At 57.4% G+C, this 25,597-nt stretch carries 17 protein-coding genes; 10 read left to right on the plus strand and 7 right to left on the minus strand.

Annotation, left to right across the window (positions count from 1 at the left end; translation table 11 throughout):
- Nucleotides 1-266: 266 nt before the first annotated feature.
- On the plus strand, nt 267-1,256 hold the full coding sequence (locus tag ASD54_RS24470) for a crotonase/enoyl-CoA hydratase family protein (RefSeq protein ID WP_244484845.1): 990 nt from the start codon (nt 267-269) through the stop codon (nt 1,254-1,256).
- Between the two features lie 12 nt (nt 1,257-1,268).
- Here the strand turns inward: ASD54_RS24470 and ASD54_RS24475 are convergent, their stop codons facing one another.
- Together ASD54_RS24475 and ASD54_RS24480 are read right to left on the minus strand one after the other, a co-directional pair.
- Nucleotides 1,269-3,764, minus strand: a complete 2,496-nt coding sequence (locus ASD54_RS24475) for an ATP-binding protein (RefSeq protein WP_062557217.1) — start codon at nt 3,762-3,764, stop codon at nt 1,269-1,271.
- Nucleotides 3,761-5,911, minus strand: a complete 2,151-nt coding sequence (locus tag ASD54_RS24480; RefSeq protein ID WP_062557323.1) for an EAL domain-containing protein — start codon at nt 5,909-5,911, stop codon at nt 3,761-3,763. Before ASD54_RS24480 ends, ASD54_RS24475 begins: the two co-directional genes overlap by 4 nt.
- 322 nt (nt 5,912-6,233) lie before the next feature.
- Here ASD54_RS24480 and ASD54_RS24485 point away from each other — a divergent pair, with 322 nt between their 5' ends.
- Nucleotides 6,234-6,635, plus strand: a complete 402-nt coding sequence (locus tag ASD54_RS24485) for a hypothetical protein (RefSeq protein WP_062557218.1) — start codon at nt 6,234-6,236, stop codon at nt 6,633-6,635.
- 5 nt (nt 6,636-6,640) lie between these two features.
- Here ASD54_RS24485 and ASD54_RS24490 read toward each other — a convergent pair whose 3' ends face one another.
- Nucleotides 6,641-6,868 carry a DUF1674 domain-containing protein gene (locus ASD54_RS24490; RefSeq protein ID WP_062557324.1) on the minus strand — a complete coding sequence of 76 codons (228 nt, stop codon included), beginning with the start codon at nt 6,866-6,868 and terminating at the stop codon, nt 6,641-6,643.
- Nucleotides 6,869-6,997: 129 nt separating this feature from the next.
- Here ASD54_RS24490 and htpX point away from each other — a divergent pair, with 129 nt between their 5' ends.
- The 4 genes from htpX (at nt 6,998) to purH (ending at nt 12,965) form a co-directional block, all read left to right on the plus strand.
- Complete coding sequence (gene htpX / locus ASD54_RS24495; RefSeq protein WP_062557219.1) at nt 6,998-7,960, plus strand: zinc metalloprotease HtpX; 963 nt, start codon at nt 6,998-7,000, stop codon at nt 7,958-7,960.
- Nucleotides 7,957-9,357 (plus strand): transcription antitermination factor NusB, encoded by a 1,401-nt coding sequence (locus ASD54_RS24500; RefSeq protein WP_062557220.1) that lies wholly within the window; start codon nt 7,957-7,959, stop codon nt 9,355-9,357. Before htpX ends, ASD54_RS24500 begins: the two co-directional genes overlap by 4 nt.
- A 294-nt stretch (nt 9,358-9,651) precedes the next feature.
- Nucleotides 9,652-11,253, plus strand: a complete 1,602-nt coding sequence (locus tag ASD54_RS24505) for a heparinase II/III family protein (RefSeq protein WP_244484846.1) — start codon at nt 9,652-9,654, stop codon at nt 11,251-11,253.
- Nucleotides 11,254-11,348: 95 nt separating this feature from the next.
- Entirely contained in the window at nt 11,349-12,965 is a 1,617-nt protein-coding gene (purH, locus tag ASD54_RS24510) for a bifunctional phosphoribosylaminoimidazolecarboxamide formyltransferase/IMP cyclohydrolase (protein ID WP_062557221.1), read from the plus strand.
- A 55-nt stretch (nt 12,966-13,020) separates the two neighbouring features.
- Here the strand turns inward: purH and ASD54_RS24515 are convergent, their stop codons facing one another.
- Together ASD54_RS24515 and ASD54_RS24520 are read right to left on the minus strand one after the other, a co-directional pair.
- Nucleotides 13,021-14,385, minus strand: a complete 1,365-nt coding sequence (locus ASD54_RS24515) for an MFS transporter (RefSeq protein WP_062557222.1) — start codon at nt 14,383-14,385, stop codon at nt 13,021-13,023.
- Between the two features lie 120 nt (nt 14,386-14,505).
- Nucleotides 14,506-19,260: an NAD-glutamate dehydrogenase gene (locus tag ASD54_RS24520; protein ID WP_062557223.1), complete on the minus strand. Its 4,755-nt coding sequence runs from the start codon at nt 19,258-19,260 to the stop codon at nt 14,506-14,508.
- Between the two features lie 174 nt (nt 19,261-19,434).
- Between ASD54_RS24520 and pdxY the strand changes: the two genes are divergently transcribed.
- Nucleotides 19,435-20,307: a pyridoxal kinase PdxY gene (pdxY, locus tag ASD54_RS24525; RefSeq protein ID WP_062557224.1), complete on the plus strand. Its 873-nt coding sequence runs from the start codon at nt 19,435-19,437 to the stop codon at nt 20,305-20,307.
- 131 nt (nt 20,308-20,438) lie between these two features.
- On the plus strand, nt 20,439-21,080 hold the full coding sequence (locus ASD54_RS24530) for a carbonic anhydrase (RefSeq protein WP_062557225.1): 642 nt from the start codon (nt 20,439-20,441) through the stop codon (nt 21,078-21,080).
- A gap of 63 nt (nt 21,081-21,143) precedes the next feature.
- Here the strand turns inward: ASD54_RS24530 and ASD54_RS24535 are convergent, their stop codons facing one another.
- The gene (locus ASD54_RS24535; protein ID WP_062557226.1) at nt 21,144-21,953 is read right to left on the minus strand and encodes a lytic transglycosylase domain-containing protein; all 810 of its coding nucleotides are present in this window, start codon (nt 21,951-21,953) and stop codon (nt 21,144-21,146) included.
- Nucleotides 21,954-22,140: 187 nt separating this feature from the next.
- Nucleotides 22,141-23,175 (minus strand): aspartate-semialdehyde dehydrogenase, encoded by a 1,035-nt coding sequence (locus tag ASD54_RS24540; RefSeq protein WP_062557227.1) that lies wholly within the window; start codon nt 23,173-23,175, stop codon nt 22,141-22,143.
- Between the two features lie 367 nt (nt 23,176-23,542).
- Between ASD54_RS24540 and ASD54_RS24545 the strand changes: the two genes are divergently transcribed.
- The gene (locus ASD54_RS24545) at nt 23,543-24,616 is read left to right on the plus strand and encodes a glycosyltransferase family 4 protein (protein ID WP_062557228.1); all 1,074 of its coding nucleotides are present in this window, start codon (nt 23,543-23,545) and stop codon (nt 24,614-24,616) included.
- Nucleotides 24,613-25,545 carry an NAD-dependent epimerase/dehydratase family protein gene (locus tag ASD54_RS24550; protein ID WP_062557229.1) on the plus strand — a complete coding sequence of 311 codons (933 nt, stop codon included), beginning with the start codon at nt 24,613-24,615 and terminating at the stop codon, nt 25,543-25,545. Before ASD54_RS24545 ends, ASD54_RS24550 begins: the two co-directional genes overlap by 4 nt.
- The last annotated feature ends 52 nt before the right edge of the window (nt 25,546-25,597 follow it).

Genomic DNA, 25,597 nt, shown 5'->3' on the forward strand with positions numbered 1-25,597 from the left:
AAATCAACCGGGCGTGTGACAGGAATTATCTGCGCCATTACTGACTGACGCCCGACCGACGCACCGCCTCTAAACTGCATTTGATCTATAGTTGACGCTGTCAATCAGGTATCATCTAACCACCTCAAACAGCATTCGAATTAGAATCTGAGAAGCTTAAACGTTAACCATGTTTGTTATCCAAACTTAACAAAAAATTAATAATAACTCTTCGCAGATGCGGTAGGTCTGATAATGTGTCGGCTAAGCGGCTGAGGGTTATGCACATGGCGGAAGTAACGGACTACGAGCGTCTGGCCTATCAACTTATGAAGGGTCATCCAATTTTGGGACAAATCCCGGAAGGACTGGATGACGAAAAACGTGTCAATACGACACATTTCCGAGAGCGCCGCGAAGGCTTGCCACCGGAACTCAGCTTCGCTCTCCGAGAGTGGGAAAATCTCAAGATCAAGGTCGATCCGGCGAACCGGACACTGTGGTACTACATGACACCGCACTCGGCGCCCAGTTTCACACCAGGCCTGCTGAGCGATCTCATCGATTTCCGCAACACGGTTCAGTCCATTTATCATCGCACGCCAGCGGATCAAAAACTGCTCTATCTGGTCAGCGGCTCCGGCCTGCCAGGCATTTACAATCTGGGCGGCGATCTTGGGTATTTTGCGCAGCACATCCGCTCGAAAGACCGCGAGCGTTTGCGCCGTTATGCGCATGATTGCATCGATCTGATGTACTCGTGCGCCAGCAGCCTGGGCCTCCCCATCATCCTGATATCCCTTGTTCAGGGGGATGCACTTGGCGGAGGTTTCGAAGTCGCGCTCTCATCGGATATCATCATCGCGGAGCGTTCTGCGAAGTTCGGTCTTCCCGAGATCCTCTTCAATCTCTTTCCGGGCATGGGAGCCTACAGCTTCCTGTCTCGCAAGCTGGATCCGGCCCGAGCGATGCGGATGATTACCAGCGGCAAGGTCTATACCGCGGAAGAACTGCAACAAATGGGATTGGTCGAACTGGTTGTCGATGATGGAAAAGGCGAGGAGGCGGTTCGGGACTATATTGCCCGCAACAGCCGCAAGCACGCCATTCACCGGACCATCCGGGACGTAGGACGCCGGGTCAACGGGCTTACCTATGAGGAGCTTCGAGACGTCGTTGATCTGTGGGTGGACGCCGCGATGAATCTGGATGAGCAGGATTTGCGAAAGATCGAGCGTTTGCGAGCCGCTCAGGCCAAGCGGGTTGGCTTGACCTGACCCTGCGCCTCGTCAGGATGCGCGCCTCTTGCGTGAATCCAGCTCCTGCCGGAAGCGATCGATTTCCTCATGCAATTCATGAACGTGGATTTCGCCGCTTTCACTGAGTTCGCGGTCGGCGATCTCCCGCCAGTCAAGACACATCTGGTAGATGCGCATGGCGCCGACATTTGCCGCGGCGCTGCGCAAGGCATGCGCAGAATTTCGGAACTCTCCGACATTTTCCTCTGCAACGGCATTTGCGAGCGCCTTCATCGCATTGGCAGAATCGTCCACGAATTGCGTCAGCAAAGCGTCAACGAATTCATCACCACCAAGCTGCGCCAAGGCGGCAGTTGTCCCGCTGTCGATGACCGGCTGCTCTGATGCAGAGGGGGAATCCGCATCTGTGCCAGTTTCCTCGGATGATTCACGTGCAACAGGAATGGCGCCATCGAGCAGCCGATCAATTTCAGCAAGCAACCGCTTTGGCTCGATTGGTTTCGTAAGGCATTCCATCATGCCGGCATCGAGACATCTTTGTCGAGCCTCTCCGGTCGCATCTGCTGTAAAGCCAACAATTGGGATCGCAACCGTTCCGAGGGATGCGAATCGATAGAACTTTGTCGCCTCGATACCGTTCATGACGGGCATATTGACGTCCATCAGCACGAGGTCGAAACCACCCTTCAGCATCAGGTCGACGGCATCTTCACCGTTATCGGCAATCTCGAAGCTATGACCACCGCTCTCCAGCGTTTTGGCGATGACCATCTGATTGGTCTTGTTGTCATCCGCAATCAGGATCCGGTATCCGGCCGTAGCGGCAGGCTGGTCGTCCACAATCAATGGCGCTCCGCTCAAACCGGCCAGATGCTTCGCCAGTTCCATGTCACTGCCATTGGTGACCGCGACAAACAGGTTCCGGTCGAAGTCTGGAACCGGCGAAACGGGATCGACGAGAAGAACGAGAACCGGCTCGTCCTCCCCCGTGCCTGGCTGCAGCAGCGCGTGGGCGACTTCGACCGCTGTCGGATCTGTCAAGGCGGCATCGATCAGTACAGCGGGACGCGACATTCCGTTCGCTTGAAGCGAACGTATGCGGGCTATGGCAGCCTCTAGGCTGGTGACCGGTGAAAGTCCGGCGACAAGCGCACCGTCGTGATGCCGTTGCGATATGAGTATGGGAGCCGCTTCGGATGCATGCGGCGCCTCAAGCTCAGCCACCTCCACCGGCAGATGGAATGAGAAGACACTGCCACGACCCAGAGCGCTGGAGACGGATATTTCGCCGCCCATCGTTCGGACGAGTTGGCGAACAATTGCAAGACCGAGACCGGTTCCGCCAAAGCGGTCCATGATACTGCCATCAGCCTGCGTGAACCGCTCGAATATGCGCCCATGGGCAGACGGATCGATACCGATGCCGGTGTCAGCCACATCAACCAGCAGATCGCCGCGTTCATCCGTTTCCGAGCGGAACCCGACCTCGAGCCGCACATAGCCGTGCTCGGTAAATTTTACTGCATTGCTGGCAAGGTTCAGGATGACTTCCTCGAGATGGCGGCGATCGGCAACGACGGCACGTGGCGCACCAGGCCGGATGTGGATGGCAACACGCAAGCCCTTCTTGCTTGCGCTGACGCCGATCATGGCCCGGACGTCCCGCAGCAATGCGGATAGTTCAATAGGCTCGCTCTTGATCGTCATTTGCCCGGATTCGATCCGGGCAAAGTCCAGAACTGTTTCGATCAGCGACAGCAGCGAGCGCCCTGAAGCTCCGATAACACGCGCCATCTCATGCTGTTCAGTTTTCAGGCGCGCAGAGACAAGAAGATCCGCAAGGCCGATGATCGCATTGAGCGGCGTGCGCAGCTCATGGCTCATGCTGGCCAGAAACAGACTTTTTGATCTGCTGGCCTCCTCGGCCTGCTGCTTGGCTTCTGACAGTTTACGAATGAGCTTCGAGGTATAGGCGGGTATCACGATCAGTGCTGCTGCCAAGCCGATCGAAACACTCGGCTGGCTCTGCCAGAACGGAGTGTTTGCGTAGACAACGCCGAAGCAGACAAGCGCCGTGACCGCCGCGATTGCCAGATATGTCAAACCGAAGCGAAAACCATTCCCCAACACGGCCCAGAAATAGACCAGGATGAAAGCCGCGCCAGCCTCGCCACTGATGTGGACCCCGAAGGAAAACAACCCCAGATCGGCAACGATGCCGATAAGGCGGCGAACATGGGACACGCCGGGTGAAACAAGCAAATGAAGAAAAAGCGCGCCGGCGATGGCCTCGAAGGCAAGCGCAGGAACGGCGGCAATCTGCAAGGCAGTCGTTGCAGCATCCGACCCCATCATGTGCGATATCACGAGATAGATCAGGAATGTCGACGACAGCAGCAGTCGATTGGCGGTTAGTTCATGCTCGGTGTCAGGACGCTGCTTCAGGAGGGCCCGCATGTCATAGACGGATTGCGAGATCGACTGTTTGAAAAGGCGGCCGAAATCATAGGGACGCAGGCCGGTCATGCCGTCAACTCGAGCTTGCGACTGGCACGCACCATGGCGATGAAGTCTGCTGCCGGCATAGGCTTTCCATAGAAATAGCCCTGCATGACATCACATCCGTCTGCCTTAAGAAGATTTGCCTGCGCTTCGGTTTCAACCCCTTCCGCCACAACCGTCAGGCCGAGACTATGTCCAAGATTGGCGACTGTCCGCACGATCGCATGATCGCTCGGGTTATCGATCATATTGCGAATGAAGCATTGGTCGATCTTGATTCGGTCGAGCGGAAACTGCTTGATGTAGTTCAAGGACGAATAGCCGGTTCCGAAATCGTCAACGGAGATGGTCGCTCCGAGCTCGGCGATCTGTCGCAAGGTGGCGACCACCGACTCGCTGTCCTCCATCACGATGTTTTCCGTGATCTCGAGATCAAGGCAACGCGGATCGAGTTGCGTAGCAGAAAGCGCCTTGACGACCAGCGCCGAAACATTGACGCGCTGGAATTGGATAGGCGAAAGATTGACGCCGATCTTGATGGGACCAAGGCCCATTCGGTGCCAGGACTTGGCTTCACGACACGCCTCCATCAGCACCCATTCGTTGATCGGAACGATCATGCCGTTTTCTTCGGCGCGCGGCAGGAATTCGCCTGGCGACACCATCCCCCTGTCGGGACTGTTCCACCGCAAGAGCGCTTCAGCCCCAATGATCTGGCCTGTCGCTGAGGAGACTTGCGGCTGATAGTAAAGCTCGAACTCCTTTCGGTCGATGGCAAGGCGCAAGCGACTGTCCAGAGCCGCGTGATTGCGTGTGCGCTCGGCCATGTTCGTTTCGAACAGCCGGAACTGATTCCCGCCCCTTTGCTTGGCCTGCTGAAGAGCAAGCTCGGCATTCTGCATGAGACGTTCGTCCTCCGTTGCGTCGAACGGATAGAGAGTTACACCAACGCTTGCACCGCAGGCCGCGTCCTTGCCTCCAAACTCGAATGGCGCGCCGAGCGCCGTGACGATTCGATCTGCAAGATCGGCAGGCGGCAAAGTGTTGCCGGAAATCGATTGGAGAAAACCAAAGTCGTCCGCCCCCACCCGGGCGACAAAATCGTCAGGACCGGCAAGTGCCAAAAGTCTGCTGGCCACTTCCCGGAGGTAGGCGTCTCCGGCTTCGTGTCCAAGCAGATCATTGATGCTTTTGAATTCGTCAATATCCACCAGATGGATGGCGAAAGCACGATCGCCGCGGCGTGCGCGCGCAACTTCACGTCGCAGTCGATCCTGGAAGAAATTGCGGTTTGGCAGGCTTGTAACGGCATCATGCTGGAGGGCATGCAGCAGATGCTCGTCGGCCCGCTTTCGATCCGTGATATCGAGTGCGCTTGTCACGACGCCCATGATGGCGTCGTGAGAATCACGCAGCGGGCTCTTCGTGGTGAGGAAGACACGCTTTTCGCCAAAGCTGTTGGTTAGTTGGCGCTCAAAACTCATCAAGGGCTGGCCACTTCGAATGACCTTGCGATCCAGCAACCGGTTGGGAGCGATGAGATCCGGATCCACCAGGGCGTCGCTGCTTTTGCCTACAAGGTCAGCCGGATCGCAGCCGAAAAAACTTCCGGCGAAGTGGTTGGCGAACAGAATGCGACCATCCAGATCGCTTGCGCTGACCATGGCCGGAACCGTATCGATAACCTGGGCCAGTCTCTCGCTGGAATCGCGGAGAGCCGCTTCACGGCTTTCTTCACTGCTGGCGAGTTCCTGAGCCAGAACTTCTGCACGGGATTCCAGCAGTAACTGCTGTTTGCGCAGTTTGAGGAGATTGCGTGCGCGGGTGACGAACTCCTGATGATCGACCGGGCTTTGAAGAAAATCGGTAGCGCCGGCCTCAAGCGCACGCATGCGGAAGCTGCGTTCTTCGTAAACCGTAATGACGATGACCGGAATTTCAGAAAAGCCAGGAAGCAGGCGCAAGGCCCGAATGAAGCCTTCTCCGTCCATGACGGGCATTTTGTAGTCGGTCACGATCAGATCAGGCACAAGCCCTTCACCGAAATCCTTCAGCGCGAGCGACGGATCTCCAAACACACGGATAACCATGCCGCTTTCGATGGACGAGGCAAGCCTCTCGAAAATTCGGCGATTGGTCTCCTGATCATCGAGAATGACAATGAGGGGCATCAGGTTTCCGATATCATTTCGGCGCGCTTGTCGCACGCCGACAAAAAAATCCACGTGCGCTTTCGAACACACAGTTCGACAATTCACTGACATTAGATCGGATACCCGTTAAGATTTCGCTACCAAGATATGCAACCAAATCAAAACAATACATTCATCCCCGCGTTGTATGTGTTAACGCGGGACACATGGAACGGATCTCAGAATAAGCGTCTTGTTTTGAAGAGAAATTGAATGTTCTGGCGCGATTGGTCAGGACGTCCGTAAGACACGACAGTCTGCCAGAGACAGACTGCGGATGAACAATGTCATGAGTGGGACTATGACGCGTAAGGAAAAAGCCAATCGTCTGGACAAGCTGCGCAAACATTGGCATCGCGCCAGCAGGCAGGAGCGGCTTGAATTTCTCCGCGAATTGGGGACACTCTCCGATAGTCCAAACCTTAGTGCTGGCAACTTCATGCCGAGAGATAGGAAACAGGAGCCGATAGCGGATGGCCGCTACCTGCTTCCTTCTGCGGTCAGCCGTATCGAAGCCATCCTTCGAAATCGCAAGATCGGACCTTCCGAACTGGTCACAGAAATCGGTTTTCCCGAAGAGACCATGGCAATGACCAAAGCGCTTGTCCGCGGCAGAAGCCTTCGGCTAATGATGATTTCAGCGCTCGCAAACTGGCTGCACGATCAAGAGGCGACAGCGCATGCCAGGCAACCTGACGACTAGAGCACTCAGAAATCGATAGCGCGTCCGTTGATTTCCCAATCGCCGAACCGCGCCGGGTCCGCACCTCCGCGACCGCCATGCTCGACAGGCAGATCGAACTGCATCTCACTCTTTCGGCGCTCCTCCGCTTCGCGCAATGCACGTTGAGCTGCAGGCGACAGGGTCTTCGGGCGCTCCGAGACTGACGCGTCGGCTGAAGTTGAAATTTCATTGTCGTTATCGGGTGCAGGCATGGCCATCACGTCCTTGTTTCAGATGGTCAAAGATCAAACCAGTTGAAATGAAGGTTCAGTTCACCACATCATTTATGCCTGTTCTGCCGCAGTTTAAAGGCCATTTTGGACGTCTGGAAGGTCACGACTATGAATACGATGCGCACAGCCATGCTATTGGCGTTCATGACAGCCCTGTTCATGGGGGTCGGCTTTCTGATTGGTGGCCGGGGCGGGATGATGATCGCCTTCCTCATCGCAGCCGGGATGAACCTGTTTTCCTATTGGAACTCGGACAGGATGGTTCTGTCCGCCTATCGGGCACAGCAGGTGGACGAAAGCAACGCGCCGGAATTCTTCGGCATGATCCGTGATCTCTCGGCCAATGCGGGCCTGCCCCTGCCCAAGGTCTACATTTACGAAAGCGCCCAGCCGAATGCGTTTGCCACCGGACGCAATCCGCAGAATGCAGCGGTCGCCGCCTCGACAGGTCTTCTTCAGCAACTGACTCCGGAAGAAGTCGCCGGTGTGATGGCGCATGAACTGGCACACGTTCAGAACCGGGACACCTTGACCATGACGGTGACGGCCACACTGGCCGGCGCCATATCCATGCTCGGGAATTTCGCCTTCTTTCTTGGCGGCAATCGCGAGAACAATAATCCACTCGGTTTCATCGGCGTTCTGGTCGCGATGATCGTCGCGCCCTTTGCGGCAATGCTTGTACAGATGGCAATCAGCCGCACGCGTGAATATTCTGCCGATCGCCGAGGCGCGGAAATCTGTGGTAACCCGCTATGGCTGGCATCCGCCCTTGCAAAGATTGCTGGCGCTGCGCAGGTCATTCACAACGCAGATGCCGAGCGAAACCCGGCAACGGCCCATATGTTCATCATCAACCCTCTCTCGGGCGAGCGCATGGACAACCTGTTTTCAACACATCCGAACACGGAAAATCGCATTGCCGCTCTGCAGTCCATGGCAGCCGAATTCCGCTCGTCTCCCTCGACGCAAACCTTCACGGCTGCTAGACCGAGCCGGACAACCCGCTCGGTGCCCAACACTGGTTCCGTGCGGGGCAATGACGAACCGCGCAAAGGTCCCTGGTCTTGAACGAAAACACGCAGAACAAGAAAAACAAGCCTCAAGGCCGTTCGGCGGTTCGCCCATCAAGACCATCTCCCGCGACCCAGGACGCAAAGCCGGGTCTGGACGTTCGGGTCGCTGCCTCCAAGATTCTTGCTGCTGTCATCGACAAACGCACACCTCTGGACGGGATGCTGGACGCCGGTCATGGCAATCCCGTCTATCGGGCACTCAGCGACGCAGACCGCGCCCTTTGCCGGGCGATCCTGAACGCCACTCTGCGCCACCTGCCGCGAATTGAAGCCGCCTTGGCCGCAATGCTTGACAAGTCGCTGCCCGAGGGGGCCCGGGCGCTCCAGCATGTGCTGACGACCGCAGCGGCACAGATCCTGTATCTGGATGTTCCATCCCACGCAGCGGTGGATCTTGCCGTTGAGCAGGCCAATCGCGACCCTCGCAATCGTCGCTTCGCGAAGCTGGTCAACGCGCTTCTTCGGCGCATGGTGCGAGAGCGAGATGCGATCCTCGAAGACGGGCGCGACATCTCCCCGATGCCGGCATGGTTCCTGAAACGGCTTGCTGCAGCCTATGGGCCCGAAACCGCAAAAGAAATCGCCGAATCCCAACTCACGCCAGCACCTATCGATCTGACGGTGAAGAGCAATCCGGAAGATTGGGCAAAGCGGCTGAACGGTCGTCTTTTGCCGACCGGGACAGTTCGTCTTGCTGCATTCGACGGCGCCATTCCTTCACTGCCCGGCTTCGCAGATGGGGAGTGGTGGGTTCAAGACGCCGCGGCCAGCATACCCGCACAGCTGTTTGGCAATGTTCAGGGCAAGCGTATTGCCGATCTCTGCGCAGCTCCAGGCGGAAAGACGGCTCAGCTTGTCGTCCGCGGCGCAAAGGTGACCGCCGTCGAGCAATCGGCAAATCGCGCCAAGCGTTTGGCGGAAAACTTTGCAAGGCTCAAACTGGACGCCGAGGTCGTTCACACAGACCTGTTTGCATTCAAACCAGATGAATTGCTCGATGGCGTTCTGCTTGACGCACCCTGCTCCTCGACCGGGACCACCCGCCGACACCCTGACGTCCTCTGGACCAAGGGTGTTTCAGACATCGAGAAGCTTGCAGCCCTGCAGGCCAAGATGTTGCGGCACGCCATCACGCTGGTCAAACCCGGCGGCCTGATTGTCTTCTCCAACTGTTCTCTCGATCCCCTCGAAGGCGAGAACGTCGTTCGTGATCTCTTGGCCGAAACGGATACCATAGAGCGGGTGCCTGTTCCGAAGGCGGATTGGCCCGGCCTGGAAGATGCCATCAATAATTCTGGCGAGTTCCGCACCTCGCCCGCAATGCTTAAGGCAGAAAATGGCTATGCGGGCGGCATGGATGGCTTCTTTGCGTGCATCCTGCGGCGTCGGTAAGGGTTTCTTCACCATAACGCGCCAGACTCGGCTGCCAAGGTGTAGTCCGCCATACTCCTGCGAGAGCGATTGGCGCCGGGCGATCCCAGCTCAAACGGCAATCATCGCTTGGGTGTCTGGAAACACCTGAAACAATTTATTGGAGCGTTTCGGGCGATCCGTTCGTGTCGCTTGGCACGCCCTCTCTCACGCATGTCGGTATTCATGATGCAGTTGGCCGAGCGCCGTACACGATTATCTCTGGCACTGATGGAGGCCCGACGACGCTTTGGTCGTCGCATGGCGAGCCTTTGCATGTCTATCGGTCGAGCGTCGCAGGGAGTTCCGGAGCGTTTGATCGTTGCTCCAACTGATTTACGCGCCGTTGATCCCTTCATCGCGGAGGAGATCCTGGCTGGCCGGTTTCCGCTGGCTGGACGCTTGCTGGAAGTCGAAAACGACTCACCCTTTCTGCAACATCTGCCGTCCAAGGCCTTTGCAGAACGTCTGCACGCCTTTTCCTGGATGCGGCATATGCGGGCGCTCAAAACAGCCAAGGCGCGAAACCAGACACGGGCCATCATTTCGTCCTGGCTTGCAATCCATGGTCACCATACAAGCGGCATAGCTTGGGAGCCACATGTCACGACGGAGCGCGTCATCGCCTGGCTGTCACACTCGCCGGTGGTGTTGAATGGCGCGGAAGCAAGCTTCTATCGCCGCTTCATGAAGAGCCTGGCCTTCCATAGGCGATATCTGCGCAAGATTTCCACCTGCGTGGGCGAAGGCGAGGTGAAGCTGCGAATCCACATCGCGCTCGCGATGATGTCGCTTGCGATGCCATCTTCTGCCAAGCTGGTGCTCAAGGATGGTCAGAAGCTGGATCGCGAGCTGGAGAGACAGGTCTTGGCAGACGGCGGCCACATCTCCCGCAATCCCCGCACCGCGTTGGAAATCCTGCTTGATCTTTTGCCGCTGAGGCAAACCTATATCAATCTGGGGCAGGATGTTCCCACCAAACTGATCCCCACGATCGACCGCATTTATCCGGCGTTACGCTTTTTCCGCCATCAGGATGGAGATCTCGCGCTTTTCAATGGAGCGACAGCCACCCCGGCTGCCGAACTTCTCGCGGCTCTGCGTTACGATGAAACCGGTGGCAAGCCATTCAAGGCGCTTCCTCATAGCCATTTTCACAGGCTCGCCGCCGGTGAAACCACCATAATCGTCGATACGGGCAAGGCTCATCGGCTCGATGTCTCGCAGACTGCGCATGCGGGGTGTCTGTCGTTTGAAATGTCGGCTGGCAGAAGCCGGTTCATCGTCAATGCGGGTATGCCACGCTTCGCGAACCGCAGCTACCGGCTGATGGCGCGTTCGACCGCAGCGCATTCCACGATCACACTTGGCGAAACCTCCTCGTCGCGAATCCTGCAGTCGAACTTGCTGGGACCGCTCATTCTGGACGGAATCGAAGAGGTGACTGCCGAACGATGGGAGGACTCTTACGGCAACGATTGGCTGAAGGCGAGCCATGACGGCTATGTAAGACCCTTTGGCTGGGTGCACCGGCGCGAGATCGGGCTCGCGGCGAAGGGAAACAAGATCAAGGGACACGATCATTTCTTCCGTCCCGAAGATCAGATCGAACAGCGTCATGACGAGAGTCTTGCCGCAACCGCCCGCTTCCATATTCACCCGTCAATCCTCCTGACGCAATTGCATGAAGACACGGTCATGCTGGAGGGAGCGGATGGTGAAACCTGGCTTTTCTCGGCACCCGGACAGAGCGTCGATATCGAAGACGACATCTTTTTTGCCGACGTGACCGGCATCTGTCCCAGTCAGCAGCTGGTGATCGAATTTACCCTGCCTCAAACGACAGATCTTCGTTGGATGCTAAAGAAACAAGGGTAGAACTGATTCGCATTCCCTCGAAGGTCAAGCTGTGCTAGGCGGCGCGCATGAAAAAGGCGCCAGCTGACGGGCGTCCCACCTGAACGGAGTGACCGATGGCCGTTGTTTCCAAAATGATCCCTGCCCCTGACAAAGTGAAGATCCGCACAGCGCTCTTGTCCGTCTCGGACAAGACCGGCGTCGTGCAGCTCGCACAGGCCCTCAGCAGCCATGGAGTACGCCTTCTGTCAACCGGCGGCACCTTCAAGACGCTGGCCGCAGCCGGTCTCGACGTCACCGACGTGTCGGATGTCACCGGCTTTCCTGAAATCATGGATGGTCGCGTCAAGACCCTGCATCCCGGTGTCCATGGCGGCCTTCTCGCCATTCGCGACGATGCGGATCACGTCAAGGCTATGAATGACCACCAGATCGGCGCGATCGACCTAGCAGTCATCAACCTCTACCCGTTCGAGGAAGTTCGCGCCGCAGGCGGCGACTATCCAACCACAGTCGAGAACATCGATATTGGCGGTCCGGCGATGATCCGTGCAGCGGCCAAGAACCACGCCTATGTAACGGTGGTGGTCGATCCGCAGGATTATCCGCAACTCATTCAGGCGCTTGCAACGGAAGAAGGCCAGACGGCCTATGCGTTCCGCCAGAAAATGGCGGCCAAGGCCTATGCCCGCACCGCCGCCTACGACACGATGATTTCCAACTGGTTTGCCGAGGCCCTCGACATCGAGATGCCGCGCTACCGCACACTCGGCGGGGTTCTCTCGCAGGAAATGCGCTACGGCGAAAATCCGCACCAGTCAGCTGGCTTCTACCTGACAGGCGACAAGCGTCCAGGTGTTGCGACCGCTTCGCTCATTCAGGGCAAGCAGCTTTCCTACAACAACATCAACGATACGGATGCAGCCTACGAACTTGTTGCCGAGTTCCCTTCTGAAAACGGTCCTGCCTGCGCAATCATCAAACACGCCAATCCCTGTGGTGTCGCGATCGGCAGCTCGCTAATGGAGGCTTATAAGCGGGCACTTGCCTGCGACAGCACCTCTGCTTTTGGCGGTATCATTGCCCTGAACCAGACACTCGATGCCGCGACGGCAGAAGAGATCGTCAAACTGTTCACCGAAGTCATCATCGCACCGGACGTAACGGATGAAGCCAAGGCCATCATCGCCCGCAAGCCCAATCTGCGCCTCCTGGCCGCGGGTGGTTTGCCGGATCCGCGCTCGCGCGGCCTGACCGCCAAGACTGTTTCGGGTGGTCTTCTGGTACAGACCCGTGACAACGGCATGGTGGAAGACCTTGATCTGCGCGTTGTGACCGAGCGTGCGCCAACGGAGCAGGAACTGATCGACATGAAGTTCGCCTTCAAGGTGGGCAAACATGTGAAGTCCAACGCCGTTGTCTATGCCAAGAACGGTCAGACGGCTGGCATCGGTGCTGGTCAGATGAGCCGTGTGGACTCTGCCCGAATTGCCGGTCTCAAGGCCGAAGAAGCCGCTAAGGCCATGGGCTGGGCTGAGCCTATGACGCGTGGTTCTGCTGTTGCGTCGGAAGCGTTCCTGCCCTTTGCCGATGGCCTTCTGTCCATGATTGCGGCAGGCGCAACCGCCGTCATCCAGCCGGGCGGCTCCATGCGGGATGAAGAAGTCATTGCCGCCGCAAATGAGCATGGTGTTGCCATGGTCTTTACCGGCATGCGTCACTTCCGCCATTGATATCGGTTAAAGATCCCGCGGCCGACAGATCAGCGGCGGGATCTTTTGACTGCTGTCAATCAGGCGATTTGGCGGGATAGCGTGTTGCAAGAAGCAGCAGAAATCCGGCTCCGAGAAAAACGATCAGCGTAGCCATGCCGAGGCGGGCAGACCCCGTTGCATAGGTGACGATGGAAAACGACAGCGTTGCCAGAAAGCTGGTGGCGCGACCGGAAAGCGCATAGATTCCGAAATAACGTCCCGCCTCGTCTACAGAAATGCTCCGGGCCAGATAAGAGCGTGAAGACGCTTGAACAGGTCCGAATGCGGCACCGATCAGTGCTCCGAAAATCAGATAGGCTTTTTCCGCCGAGGTGGCAAAGGGGCCTCCGCTATCGACCGCAGGCAGCGAGACAAGACCGAAGATCGTATAATCGACCCCGGTCGAGACAATGCCGGTCGTGGCAATGATCAGGAGGATGAGGCTCCCGATCACCACGCGCTTCGAACCCATGATGCGATCCAGGCGTCCGGCGATCAGACAACTGAAAATGGCCACAACATTGATCAGTATCCCGAAGAGCCCGATTTCAAGCGTTGCCCAGCCAAACATGCCAGCCGCAAAGGCACCGCCCAGGATCAGCACACCGTTCACCCCATCCTGATAGAGCATGCGGGCAATGAGGAAGCGTAGGGTCATCCGACGGTGGGTGACCAGTTCAGCCACGGTGCTTTTCAGTTGCGCGACACCCGCCCGCACGGCCTGGCGCATGGGAAGGCCGCGTGCGGCATCCGGCGTGAAAAGGAACATCGGCAGGACGAAAATCAGATACCAGAGTGCTGCAAGTGGCCCTGTTACGCGCGCATCTTCACCCTGAACCGGGTCGAGACCAAAGAGAGGCGAGAGACCGAGGAGTGTCTTGCCTGTCTTTGGGTCGCCCGCAAGGAAACCCACAACAAGGATCAGGACGATCATGCCGCCGAGATAGCCGAGCCCCCATGCCGTATTGGAGATGCGGCCAACCTCCCGCTCCGGTACCAGCCGCGGCATCATGGAATCATTGAAGACGATGGAAAATTCCGCTGCGATCGAGGCCAGGATCATGAAGGTGACAGGCCATAGAAGCGACGACCCCGGTGCCGCAAACCAGAGCATCGAAAGCGATGCAATCTTGATCAAGGCAAAAAACAGGATCCACGGCTTGCGTGCACCCGATTGATCCGCGATCGAACCCAGAACCGGCGACAGAACGGCGATGATGATCGAGGACACCGTTGCCATGTTGCTCCACATGGCCTGTGCCGAGACCGGATCTTCAGTCAGTCGGGCAACGAAATAGGGGCCGAAGACAAAGGTCGTGACAACAGTAAAGAATGGCTGGGCTGCCCAGTCGAACAGCATCCAGCCCCAGATTCCGCGGGAAGAGGCACGCGTCTCCATCCCGGTTTGCAAAGTGCTCACGCGTCCATCTCCAAGCAGTCATTGTCAGCGACGCAGGAGAGCCGCCCTCTGGTCCGGCCACGGCGATAAACCGAAGCCGGACCTGAAGATCCTATAGGATCACCGAACCTGCGATTGGGCAAGATCGGTAAACAGGCTCGCTGCGACCATCATCTTCGCCAGCGACGTCTCACCCCCTTCGCTCAGCGCCAGCAAGTCGCTGCTGATGCGGTTCAAACGAATGCGGTCACTCGCCAGCCAAGCCTCCAAAGGACGCTTCTCGCTTCCATAGCCAGCGAGAGCAGCGGATACGATATCGCGTCGCGCTGTTGCGATCTGTTGAAGGCTGCGCACCAAAGCAAGGTTCTCGTAGTGATCCGCCGGGCTGAAACGCTCGCCCGCATCGAGGAATCGGTTGACGCGGAACGTGTCGGTGACGCTGAAGTACACTTCGGTCGCCCGAGCGAGTGGCGCGCCACTGCGATCAGAGATCAGCATGATTTCCGGCACAAGAACGAGATTGGGAAGAAGATCCAGCTCGGTCGCCAAGTCTGCGGGTACATCCTCGGGCCAATCTGTGGCCTCGATTGCCGTCTTGGCAATCGCGGAGCGCAGGCTCTTCAAGCCACCGCGAATATTCTGAACGGCCTCCGCCACAGGCAAGGTGGTCATGCCCGTCTGCAGGATGAAGATGGTTGCGCCCATGAAGATCTCGCCGATACGCTCATAGAGATCGTTCTGAACTTCGCCATCCAGCTTGGTATCCAGAGCATCAACCGCCGCCCAAAGCTTGGGCAGGTCGAATGCATCGCGGGCGATGAATGACGCCTTCACGGCATCCACCAGACCACGACCGCTGATATCGCTCATCATCTGTGCGAAGCCGGGGCCCCCGCGGTTGATGACCTCGTTGGCAAGAATGGTCGCGATGATCTCGCGGCTCAGCCTGTGGTTGGAAATATCCTCGGCAAATGTCTTCTGCATCTGCTTGGGGAAATAACCGGTGAGCACCGAACCGAAGTAAGGATCATCCGGCAGCTGGCTCGCCACGATCGCATCAAACAACACGATCTTGGAGTAAGACAAAAGAACGCCGACTTCCGGCCGCGTCAGCGGCTTGCCGCTCGCATAGCGATCGGCAAGTTCGGCATCATCCGGCAGCATTTCCACCTTGCGGTTCAACTCGCCACGGCTTTCGAGCGCAGACATCAATCGTGCAAGTTCCTCACGGTTTCGCACACCACGGCGTGCCGTCAGGGAAATCGCCAGAGACTGCAGATAGTTATTGCGCAGAACCAGATGACCCACATCCTCCGTCATGGAAGCCAGCAGCTTGTCGCGCTTGTCACGCGGCAGGCGACCGTCCTGCATGGCAGGGCTGAGAGCAATCTTGATGTTCACCTCAACGTCCGACGAGTTCACACCAGCAGAGTTGTCGATCGCATCCGAGTTGCAACGTCCACCGTTCAGCGAATAGGCGATACGACCCTTCTGGGTCACACCGAGGTTTGCCCCCTCACCGATGACTTTTGCGCGAACTTCTCCCGCCGTGACACGGATCGGATCGTTGGCGCGATCACCCACTTCCGCATCGGTTTCAGAGGGGGCCTTGATGTAGGTGCCGATACCACCGAACCACAGAAGATCGACAGGGCTCTTCAGGATCGCCGTCATGATCTCGAAGGGTGTGGCCACGTCCTTGTCGATATGGATGGCAGCCTTGGCCTGTGGCGTCAGCTTCACCGACTTTTCGGAGCGCGAGATGATCATCGCGCCCTCAGACAGCACGGACCGATCGAAATCCTGCCAGCTCGACCGTGGCAGGGCGAACATGCGCTCGCGCTCCTTGAAGGTCTTTTCAATATCCGGGTTCGGATCAATCACGATGTCTCGATGGTCGAAAGCGGCAATGAGGCGGATCTGCCGCGACAGCAGCATGCCATTGCCGAACACATCGCCTGACATATCTCCCACCCCCGCCACGGTGAACGGCGTCGACTGAATATCGATATTCATTTCGCGGAAGTGGCGCTTGACGGCTTCCCAGGCCCCACGCGCGGTAATACCCATCTTCTTGTGGTCGTAACCGGCAGAACCACCGGAGGCGAACGCATCATCCAGCCAAAAGCCTGCTTCCTGCGCCAAGCCATTTGCGGTGTCGGAGAAGGTTGCAGTTCCCTTGTCGGCGGCCACTACGAAGTATGGGTCGTTACCATCCAGTCGCAGCGTATCGGCAGGGCCAATAATGTCACCGCCGACGATATTATCGGTGATGGACAGCATCGTACGGATAAAGGTCTTGTAGGCATCGCGGCCCGCATTGAAGAACAGATCGCGCTGTGCTGGCGAAGGCAGCTTTTTCGGGAAGAATCCGCCCTTCGCACCAACCGGTACGATAACTGCGTTCTTGACCTGTTGCGCCTTCACGAGGCCCAGCACTTCCGTGCGATAGTCTTCACCGCGGTCGGACCAGCGAAGACCACCACGGGCTACTTTGCCGAAGCGAAGGTGAACGCCCTCCACTTCAGTGCCGTATACGAAGATTTCGCGGAAAGGCAGAGGCTGCGGCAACCCTTCCAGGCGGCTGGGGTCCAGTTTGAAGGCTAGGATAGCCTTAGACTTTCCATCGGCATCCTTCTGGAAATAGTTGGTGCGCAACGTGCTGTCGATGAGGTTCACGTAGCGACGCAGCGTCCGGTCGTCGTCCAGGTTGGGAACGGCAGTGAGTGCGCCTTCGAGTGCTGCGTGATGATCCGCCAGTTTGCGCTCGCGCTGCTTGTCGCCAATGCTTGGATCGAAGCCGTCCCGGAACAGTTCGAAAAGGCGGCGGCTGATCTGCGGATAGCGCGCGAGGGTATCCGCGATATGGGCCTGCGAGTAGACGATGCCTGTCTGGCGCAGATAGCGGGCGAAAGCACGCAAGACATTTGTCTCGCGGACGGACAGCCCGGTGAGCAGCACCAGTCTGTTGAAGCTGTCATTGTCGACGGCACCGGAGAAGGCGGCGAGAAACGCCTCCTCAACCAATGGCGCTTCTTTGACCATATCGATGGAGCGCTGTTCCGTGAGTTCCAGCTCCATGTCGTGCACGACGATGCGCTTGCCATCCGCCTTCAGGAACAGATCGAACGTCCGTTCGCTGACGACCTGGAAGCCGAGATTTTCGAGAAGCGGAACACGGCGCGATAGAGCCAGATGTCCTTCCGCATGGAAAATCTTGAGGGATAGGACCTTGCGTCCTTCCTCCACAAGCTTGCGCTCATAGAGAGCGATACGGATGGTTTCACCCTGCCCGCAGGCCAAGATATCGTCCAGATCTTCTACCGTTTCTGCTGGCGTGAAAGCTTCCTGGAAGGCATAGGTCGTTTCCAACTGCGGCACTTTGGGGCCAGCAAGAGCGACAAACTGCTCTTCCCAAGGTGTCGAGATATCGCGAATCGTATCTTCGAGCTTGCTCTGGGCGACGCGCGGCGTCTTTCCGTCGCGGCGTCCGATGATGAAGTGCACGCGCGCGGTGCCGCCTTCCGGGAATGCCGGGTAATAGGCTGAAACATGCCCCTGGAACACCTCGGCCAAGTAGTGGCCGATCTTTTCGCGAACGACCGAGTCATAGTTTTCACGTGGAACATAGACAAGGATGGATACGAAGCGATCGAAGTGGTCGATACGCGCCAGAGCACGCACGCGCGGACGCTCCGCCAGTTCCATGATCTGCTCGCAGTAACGCGCCAGAAGATCCGGATCGATCTGGAACAGGTCGTCGCGCGGATAGGATTCCAGCGTGTTCTTGAGCATGCGTCCGGAATGGCTCAAGGGGTCGAAGCCGAAATGATCCTCGACCTTGGCGACCTTCTCGCGCAACAGCGGAATGTCGATGACAGAATGCGTATAGGCGGTTGCGGTGAACAGACCGACGATCCGCAGTTCGCCGGTCACCTTGCCCTCAGCGTCAAAGCGCTTCACGCCGACGTAATCCATGTAGGCACGGCGGTGAACGACGGATTTCACATTGGCCTTGGTGACGATGAGGTAATCCGGCCCCTGCAGAAACTGCAGGATTTCCGGCGTCGTGGTCACCTTGTCCTTGCCCTGGCGCAGAACCAGAACATCCGGATCGGAAAGAATCCCAAGACCTCGACCCTTTCCGCGCTCGACGGTCGCGCTTTCGCCATCGCCGGAATAGATATACTCCCGCATACCGAGGAAGATGAAATTTCCGTCCCGCAGCCAGCTCAGGAAATCCAGAACCTCCCCGCGCTGCATCTTGCGGCCGCGCGCCACATTGTCCGGAAGTTCGCTCATGGCGGCGTCGAGAAGATCCAGCATCGGCTTCCAGTCGCTGATGGCGGAATGGACACGATCCAACACCTGGCGCAGGCGTTCGATCAGGGAGTGAGCCTGCTCATCGCTCAAAAGCGCCAGATGGATCTGAATGAAGCTAACATGCCGTGCATTTGCCTGACTGCGCTCATGCGAATAAAGCTTAGGAGACGAGCCTGGCTCAAAATCCAGAATAGGATGAACCGCGAGCGTGATATCGCGATGGGTGCTGGTCACCTCTCCCATGACGGAATCGAAGAGGAAAGGCATATCCCGGTCGATAATGGTGAGGATGGATATGCGCTGGCCATTGGGCTGAACGTCGTCTGAGGACGAAACAGTGATCCTGGCCGCATCGCCCTTCCAGGCCTTCAGCTCTTCGCTTGCGTGAAGCGCGGCGGCAGCCAGCATCTCCGGCGTATAGGCGGCGATATCATCGTTACTCGCCCGCCCGAACAGGATTGCCGGATCGAGAAGGACCCCGCTATGGTCCGTCAGCACAGTTTGCGCCAACTCGATCTGCTTTTCCCGTTTCGGATTTTGCCTTACGGCCATGATTTCCTCCCATAGAGTTGTTTTTTGTATGAGATATTGAGGAATTTCTTGAATATTGCAGCCATATCAGAGCCGCATGGCAGCCTTTGGACAAGTTTTGGCAGAATTCAATACGTTTTCTTGGCGCGATCGTCGTAAAATCGATTCAACAGGTTCGAAAGGGTGTCGTATTCGATGAAAAACGATCAAAGCGCGGTCATTGTGATCTCAAGTCACGTGATTCGGGGTTCCGTCGGCAATCGTGCGGCCGTGTTCGCATTAGAGACCATGGGAGTTCCCGTATGGGCCATGCCGACAGTCCTGTTACCCTGGCACCCGGGCCACGGACCATCGACCCGCATGGTGACACCGCCTGACATCTTCGAACAGATGATTGATGACCTTATTCGCAGCCCATGGACGGGAGAGGTCAAAGCCGTGCTGACCGGCTACTTTGGTCATCCGGATCAGCCGGCCGCTGTCGCGCGACTGGTCAACAGTCTGCGTCAGAAAAATCCCGATCTGTTCTACGCCTGTGATCCGGTCATTGGCGATAGAGGCGGCCTCTATGTACCTCAGGCGACAGCAGAAGCGGTTCGTGATCATCTGTTGCCGTTGGCTTCCCTGGCAATGCCCAATCGATATGAACTTGCCTGGTTCGCTGAAGCCGACCTTGACACCAACAGCGCCATCATGGACGCGGCAATCGCGCTCGGTCCTTCGCGAATGCTGGTTACGTCAGCGGTCCCGATGATGGCTGGCGGCACCGGTAATCTTTACATCAGCGGTAACACCGCTCTTCTGGCGGAACATCGGCTGATTGATAACGCACCGAACGGGCTTGGCGATCTGCTCTCCGCCATCTTCCTTGCCCGATTGCTTTCCGGCATGTCCGAAGAGAAGGCCTTGCAACTCGCAACTGCCAGCGTCTTCGAGATGCTGGCACGAACAGCCAAACGCGGCAGCGACGAGCTTGGACTGGAAACGGACTCTGCGAGTCTGTCAGCGCCGATGGCCATGGTGCAGATGCGACACCTTATGCACCCATCACGGGCAAAACGGCGGTGAATGCCGGCAAGGTAGATCTCCAGACCCCAATTAGACCAGCGCATTTGTGATTAAAAGACAAAATTGTTGAGCAAGCCCCGTTCCGGGTTTAAGCGGGAGGCGTTGAATTCATCTGAAGGATAAGCCTGACCATGAGCGATTTTCCCGTCTCCCTGCTGAAAGGCTACGAAGACTTCATGAGCGGGCGATATGTGGAGGAGAGCGGGCGGTACCGCTCACTCGCCGAAAAGGGTCAGAAGCCGCACACCTTGATGATTGCGTGCTGCGATTCACGGGCAGCACCGGAAACCATTTTCAATTGCGGGCCGGGTGAACTTTTCGTCGTGCGAAACGTCGCCAATCTGGTTCCGCCTTACGAGCCGGACGGACAGTTCCACGCAACATCGGCTGCCCTGGAATATGCCGTACAAGCTCTGAAGATTCGCGATATCGTCGTGATGGGTCACGGTCGCTGCGGCGGCATTCAGGCCGCACTGGACCCAATGGACGAGCCCCTCTCACCGGGCGATTTCATCGGCAAATGGATGGGCATGCTTCGCTCGACTGCCGACCAGATCCCAAGCACGGAGATCATGACGCAGTCAGAGCGGCAGACGGCGCTCGAGCGCGTTTCAATCCGCAATTCGATTGCGAATCTGAAGACCTTCCCCTGCATCCGCATCCTGGAAGAAAAGGGCAGCATGCGTATTCACGGGGCCTGGTTCGATATCTCGACCGGCGAGCTTTGGGTCATGGATGGAAAGACCGGCGATTTCATCCGGCCTCAGGCATAACGACCTCCAAAGAAAAAAGCGCCCCTTTGGAAGGGACGCTCTCCAATCAGGATCAAGGGCGTATCAGCCGTCGATCTGAGCGCCGATATAGGCGATAGCCTGCTGATACACTGTCGCTGCATTCCAGCCTTGGATAGCCTTGAAGTTCGGCTGTCCCTGCTGATAACCAGCACCACGCTGCCATCCGTGACCGACAAGGAAATTCGCTGTCGATGCCAAGGCGTCTGCGCGCGAACGAACCATGTCGACATGGCCGTCACCGTCGCCATCCGCACCATAGCGAATGACGTTCAGCGGCAGGAACTGCGTCTGCCCGATCTCGCCATGGGCAGCACCCTTCGCCGTGGTGGAAAGATCACCGCGGGCAACAAGCTGGAGAGCTGCATAAAGCTGTTCCGTGAAGTAGTCCGAGCGACGGCAATCATAAGCCAGCGTGGCTACGGCAGAAAGCGTATGCTGATCGCCCAGGAAGGAACCAAAGCCGGTTTCCATGCCCCAAATTGCAAGCAAGGGACCAGCCGGAACGCCGTAGCGGCGTTCAATATTGGCAAACAGCGCCGCATTTGCAGACTTCATGCTTTTGCCGCGTGAGATGATCGCCTGTCCGCCGCGCTTCTTCATGAACTCGTCGAACGAAAGCTTGAAGCTTTTCTGACCACGGTCAGCCCGAATGGTCGGCCGGTTATATTGCACATTCGCAAAAGCCGTCTCGAGCACGGAGGGGGAAATACCCTTGGATGGCGCAACCCGCTTGAAATTATCCACCCAGGCATTGAAACCCGAGGCATCGTTTCCGCAGGATGCAGCCTGGGCTGCACTGACGCTGAGGAGCATTGCGAGGGCGGCAACACCGCCAGCGATCGATTTCAACATTCGTTGATCCCATCCGTTGCAGAACCGCGGCTCTTCGCACCACCAGGGTTCCTGTTTCTGTCGAGGTTATGGCGAGAGGCTTCGTCGCGCACAACTCAACCACTTATGAAATGATCGTGAACTGTCCAGAGAAAAGCCCCGCTCGTGAGAGCGAGGCTTACCGAAACATGGTTACGAAACCGTAAGTTTATGCCGCCTTGCTGCGCGGCTTGATAAGACCGCGGTTGACGAGAAGCTCTGCGATCTGAACGGCATTCAGTGCAGCACCCTTGCGCAGGTTGTCGGAAACGACCCACATGTTGAGACCGTTTTCGACCGTTGCATCTTCGCGGATGCGAGAGATGTAGGTGGCATCTTCACCAGCGCATTCGACAGGCGTGACGTAACCGCCGTTCTCGTGCTTGTCGATGACAAGGCAACCGGGAGCTTCGCGCAGAATATCACGTGCCTGATCGGCAGTGATTTCGTTTTCGAATTCGATATTGACGGACTCCGAGTGACCAATGAAGACCGGCACGCGCACAGCGGTGCAGGTAACCTTGATCTTCGGATCCAGCATCTTCTTGGTTTCGGCCAGAACCTTCCACTCTTCCTTCGTGTAGCCGTCTTCCATGAACACGTCGATATGCGGAATGACGTTAAACGCGATGCGCTTGGTGAACTTCTTGGACTCAACCGGGTCTGCGACGAAGACAGCACGCGTCTGTGTAAAGAGTTCGTCCATGCCTTCCTTGCCCGCGCCGGAGACGGACTGATAGGTCGAAACGACGACACGCTTGATCTTCGCGACATCATGCAAGGGCTTCAGGGCGACGACAAGCTGCGCCGTCGAGCAGTTGGGATTTGCAATGATGTTCTTCTTGGTGAAGCCGGCAATCGCATCCGGGTTAACTTCCGGCACGATCAGCGGAACTTCCGAATCATAACGCCAGGCTGATGAGTTATCGATGACGACGCAGCCCTGCGCGCCGATCTTCGGCGACCACTTCTGCGAGATCGTGCCGCCGGCAGACATCAGGCAGATGTCCGTATCGGAAAAATCGTAATTGTCGAGATTGGAAACCTTCAGCGTCTTGTCGCCGAAGGAAACTTCCGTGCCCTGACTGCGAGCGGAAGCCAGCGCGACAACTTCTGATGCTGGAAAACCGCGTTCGGAGAGGATGTTCAACATCTCCCGTCCGACATTGCCGGTCGCGCCGACGATTGCAATCTTGAAACCCATGTTACTGCTCTCTTTCTCTTCTCTCCTCGGATGTGGGAGGGGGGAACCACGGAAACGCGCCGTGTATCCCTTATCCCCGGCCAGACCGGGGAGAGAGCGGTGGGCCAGAGACGTCAGACGGTTTTCGTCGTCGTTTTGGCCGTGGTTTTTTCGGATGCGGATGCAACGGGAAGCGATCCGGCTGGTCGAGCCGGTTGGCAGAAGGCAGCGATGTGATTGTCGCAGCGATACATTCTTGCTTCCTTTCGGCTGAACTCATTAGAAGATTTCGTGATGAAGTCAAGACCTCGCTGGGCCGTTGCCGATCTTCGACTGGACAAGACAGGGCACGCCTTCTAGAGCAGGCGGCATCAGGAGAGAACACTGCATGCTGGCCAACATTGCCATTCTCATCGGCTGCTTCGCCGTCAGCGTATTTTGCGTCTATGTGATGATCCGCAACGCAGCGGCGCTGGGCCTCATCCAGATCCCTCTTGGAAGATCGTCTCACGTGAAACCAACCCCGGCAGGCGGCGGCGTTGGCATCGTTATCGCTGCCTGCCTGGCCGGTTTTCTCCTTCCCGGAACGACACTCAGCGATCTAGCCCTGCTTGTTCTTTCGCTCATTATCGCTGTCGTTGGTTTCATCGATGACCGCAATCCGCTTCCGGCGCGATTGAGAATGGCTGTCCAGACAGTATCCGTCATCTGTGTATTGCTCATCACTCAACCGGTCGCAGTGCTCAGCGGCGGGTCCAACCTCATCCTGATGCCTTTGCTTGCTCTCCTTCTCCTCATTAGCGGGGTCTGGTGGATCAATCTTTTCAATTTCATGGACGGGATCGATGGAATTGCAGGGCAGCAAACCGTGACGATGATGGTGTCTGCGATGACACTTTCCTTCCTCCAAGTTCCTGCGGCCCTCGATCAATGGCCCTGGTGGATGATGGCAATCGTCGCGGTTGCCACACTTGGTTTCCTGGTATTCAACTGGCCTCCTGCAAAGATCTTCATGGGTGATGCAGGCAGTACTTTTCTGGGCTTCATCATCGTGGCACTGGCGTTCCAGACCTTGGTCCAGGGCTGGATGACGCTGCCACAATGGCTGTTGCTCTCCCTTCTGTTTGCGACCGACGCCACAACGACACTGATTGTCCGCTTTCTGGGCGCCGACAGGCTGTCACAGGCTCATCGTGCACATGCCTATCAGCGCCTGTCTCGCCGCTTCGGAGGCGCGCGGCCCGTCTCCACAGCAGCGTTTTTCATCAATCTTCTGATCCTTCTACCGCTCGCGATGATCGTGCCGCAGGGGTTCGCCGGATGGTGCATCGTCCTCATCGCCTACGGCCTCGCGATTTTGGCCGTGCTGGCGGCGGGCGCCGGACTACCTGACGACGTTTCAGCCTCTCCACGGGCTTATCGCGCTCGATGTGTTCGGCTGAACGGCAGGAAGCCGACATGATCCTTGTTACCGGAGCCAATGGATTCGTGGGTCGCCATCTGTGCGATGAACTGCAATATCGGAATATTCCGTTCCGGCCAGTCACGCGCAATGGCGCAAACGCGACGACTGCGATTGGCGATATCAGCCGGACCACGGACTGGTCGGCGGCTTTGCAAGGAATCGAGACGGTCGTCCATCTTGCAGCCCGGGTGCATGTCATGTCCGAAACGGAAGCGGACCCACTGGCTGCCTTCCGCGCGTTGAACGTGGAAGCCACGGTCAATCTGGCACGGCAGGCACAGGCTGCAGGGGTCCGTCGCTTCGTTTTTGTAAGCTCCGTCAAAGTAAATGGCGAAAGAACAGGCCTCGGAATAGCCTTCAAGGCAAGTGACCCTCCGGCACCCGAGGACGCCTATGGTCAATCAAAGGCCGAAGCAGAAGTACAATTGCTGAAACTTGCCGACGAAACAGGGCTTGAGGTCATCATTGTAAGACCGCCACTGGTCTACGGGCCGGGCGTGGGCGCCAATTTCAGGCTGCTGATGCGATGGGCTGCAAGCGGCCTCCCCTCCCCCTTCGGCCTCTGCCAGAACAAGCGCTCGCTGATCTATGTCGGAAATCTGGTTGATCTCCTCATCAGGGCGGCAAAAGCAGAGATGCCGAACGAGAGAGTGTTCATGGCAAGTGACAAAGAGGATTTGTCGACGGCCGACCTCTTCTCCAGGCTGGCACGCCTACAAGGTCGAAACGGGTTCAATCTTCCGGTACCCCCAGCCCTTTTGCACGCGATGGCTGTCGCGCTGGGGAAACGTTCCTATAGCGACCGCTTGCTTAGCAATCTCCAGGTCGATATAGGCAAGACGGTCGAAAGCCTTCGATGGTCACCACCATTCGAGGTCGATGACGCCTTGAAGAAGACCGTTCTGGGATTACCCTCGCGAGAATGACATTTCGTTGATGCGGAGTTTGCGCCGCTTGATATGCCCACAGTAACAGGGT

Origin of the sequence: Rhizobium sp. Root149 (genome assembly GCF_001427345.1) — a bacterium.
Classification (GTDB): Bacteria; Pseudomonadota; Alphaproteobacteria; order Rhizobiales; family Rhizobiaceae; genus Neorhizobium; species Neorhizobium rhizoryzae.

Bases quoted from the DNA above. Each gene is read 5' to 3' on its own strand.
- ASD54_RS24475 (WP_062557217.1), bottom strand. From the start codon at position 3,764: ATGACCGGCCTGCGTCCCTATGATTTCGGCCGCCTTTTCAAACAGTCG.
- ASD54_RS24550 (WP_062557229.1), top strand. From the start codon at position 24,613: ATGATCCTTGTTACCGGAGCCAATGGATTCGTGGGTCGCCATCTGTGC.
- ASD54_RS24515 (WP_062557222.1), bottom strand. From the start codon at position 14,385: ATGGAGACGCGTGCCTCTTCCCGCGGAATCTGGGGCTGGATGCTGTTC.
- ASD54_RS24470 (WP_244484845.1), top strand. From the start codon at position 267: ATGGCGGAAGTAACGGACTACGAGCGTCTGGCCTATCAACTTATGAAG.
- pdxY (WP_062557224.1), top strand. From the start codon at position 19,435: ATGAAAAACGATCAAAGCGCGGTCATTGTGATCTCAAGTCACGTGATT.
- ASD54_RS24540 (WP_062557227.1), bottom strand. From the start codon at position 23,175: ATGGGTTTCAAGATTGCAATCGTCGGCGCGACCGGCAATGTCGGACGG.
- purH (WP_062557221.1), top strand. From the start codon at position 11,349: ATGGCCGTTGTTTCCAAAATGATCCCTGCCCCTGACAAAGTGAAGATC.
- ASD54_RS24535 (WP_062557226.1), bottom strand. From the start codon at position 21,953: ATGTTGAAATCGATCGCTGGCGGTGTTGCCGCCCTCGCAATGCTCCTC.
- ASD54_RS24480 (WP_062557323.1), bottom strand. From the start codon at position 5,911: ATGCCCCTCATTGTCATTCTCGATGATCAGGAGACCAATCGCCGAATT.
- ASD54_RS24505 (WP_244484846.1), top strand. From the start codon at position 9,652: ATGTCTATCGGTCGAGCGTCGCAGGGAGTTCCGGAGCGTTTGATCGTT.
- ASD54_RS24545 (WP_062557228.1), top strand. From the start codon at position 23,543: ATGCTGGCCAACATTGCCATTCTCATCGGCTGCTTCGCCGTCAGCGTA.
- ASD54_RS24520 (WP_062557223.1), bottom strand. From the start codon at position 19,260: ATGGCCGTAAGGCAAAATCCGAAACGGGAAAAGCAGATCGAGTTGGCG.
- htpX (WP_062557219.1), top strand. From the start codon at position 6,998: ATGAATACGATGCGCACAGCCATGCTATTGGCGTTCATGACAGCCCTG.
- ASD54_RS24490 (WP_062557324.1), bottom strand. From the start codon at position 6,868: ATGCCTGCACCCGATAACGACAATGAAATTTCAACTTCAGCCGACGCG.
- ASD54_RS24485 (WP_062557218.1), top strand. From the start codon at position 6,234: ATGACGCGTAAGGAAAAAGCCAATCGTCTGGACAAGCTGCGCAAACAT.
- ASD54_RS24530 (WP_062557225.1), top strand. From the start codon at position 20,439: ATGAGCGATTTTCCCGTCTCCCTGCTGAAAGGCTACGAAGACTTCATG.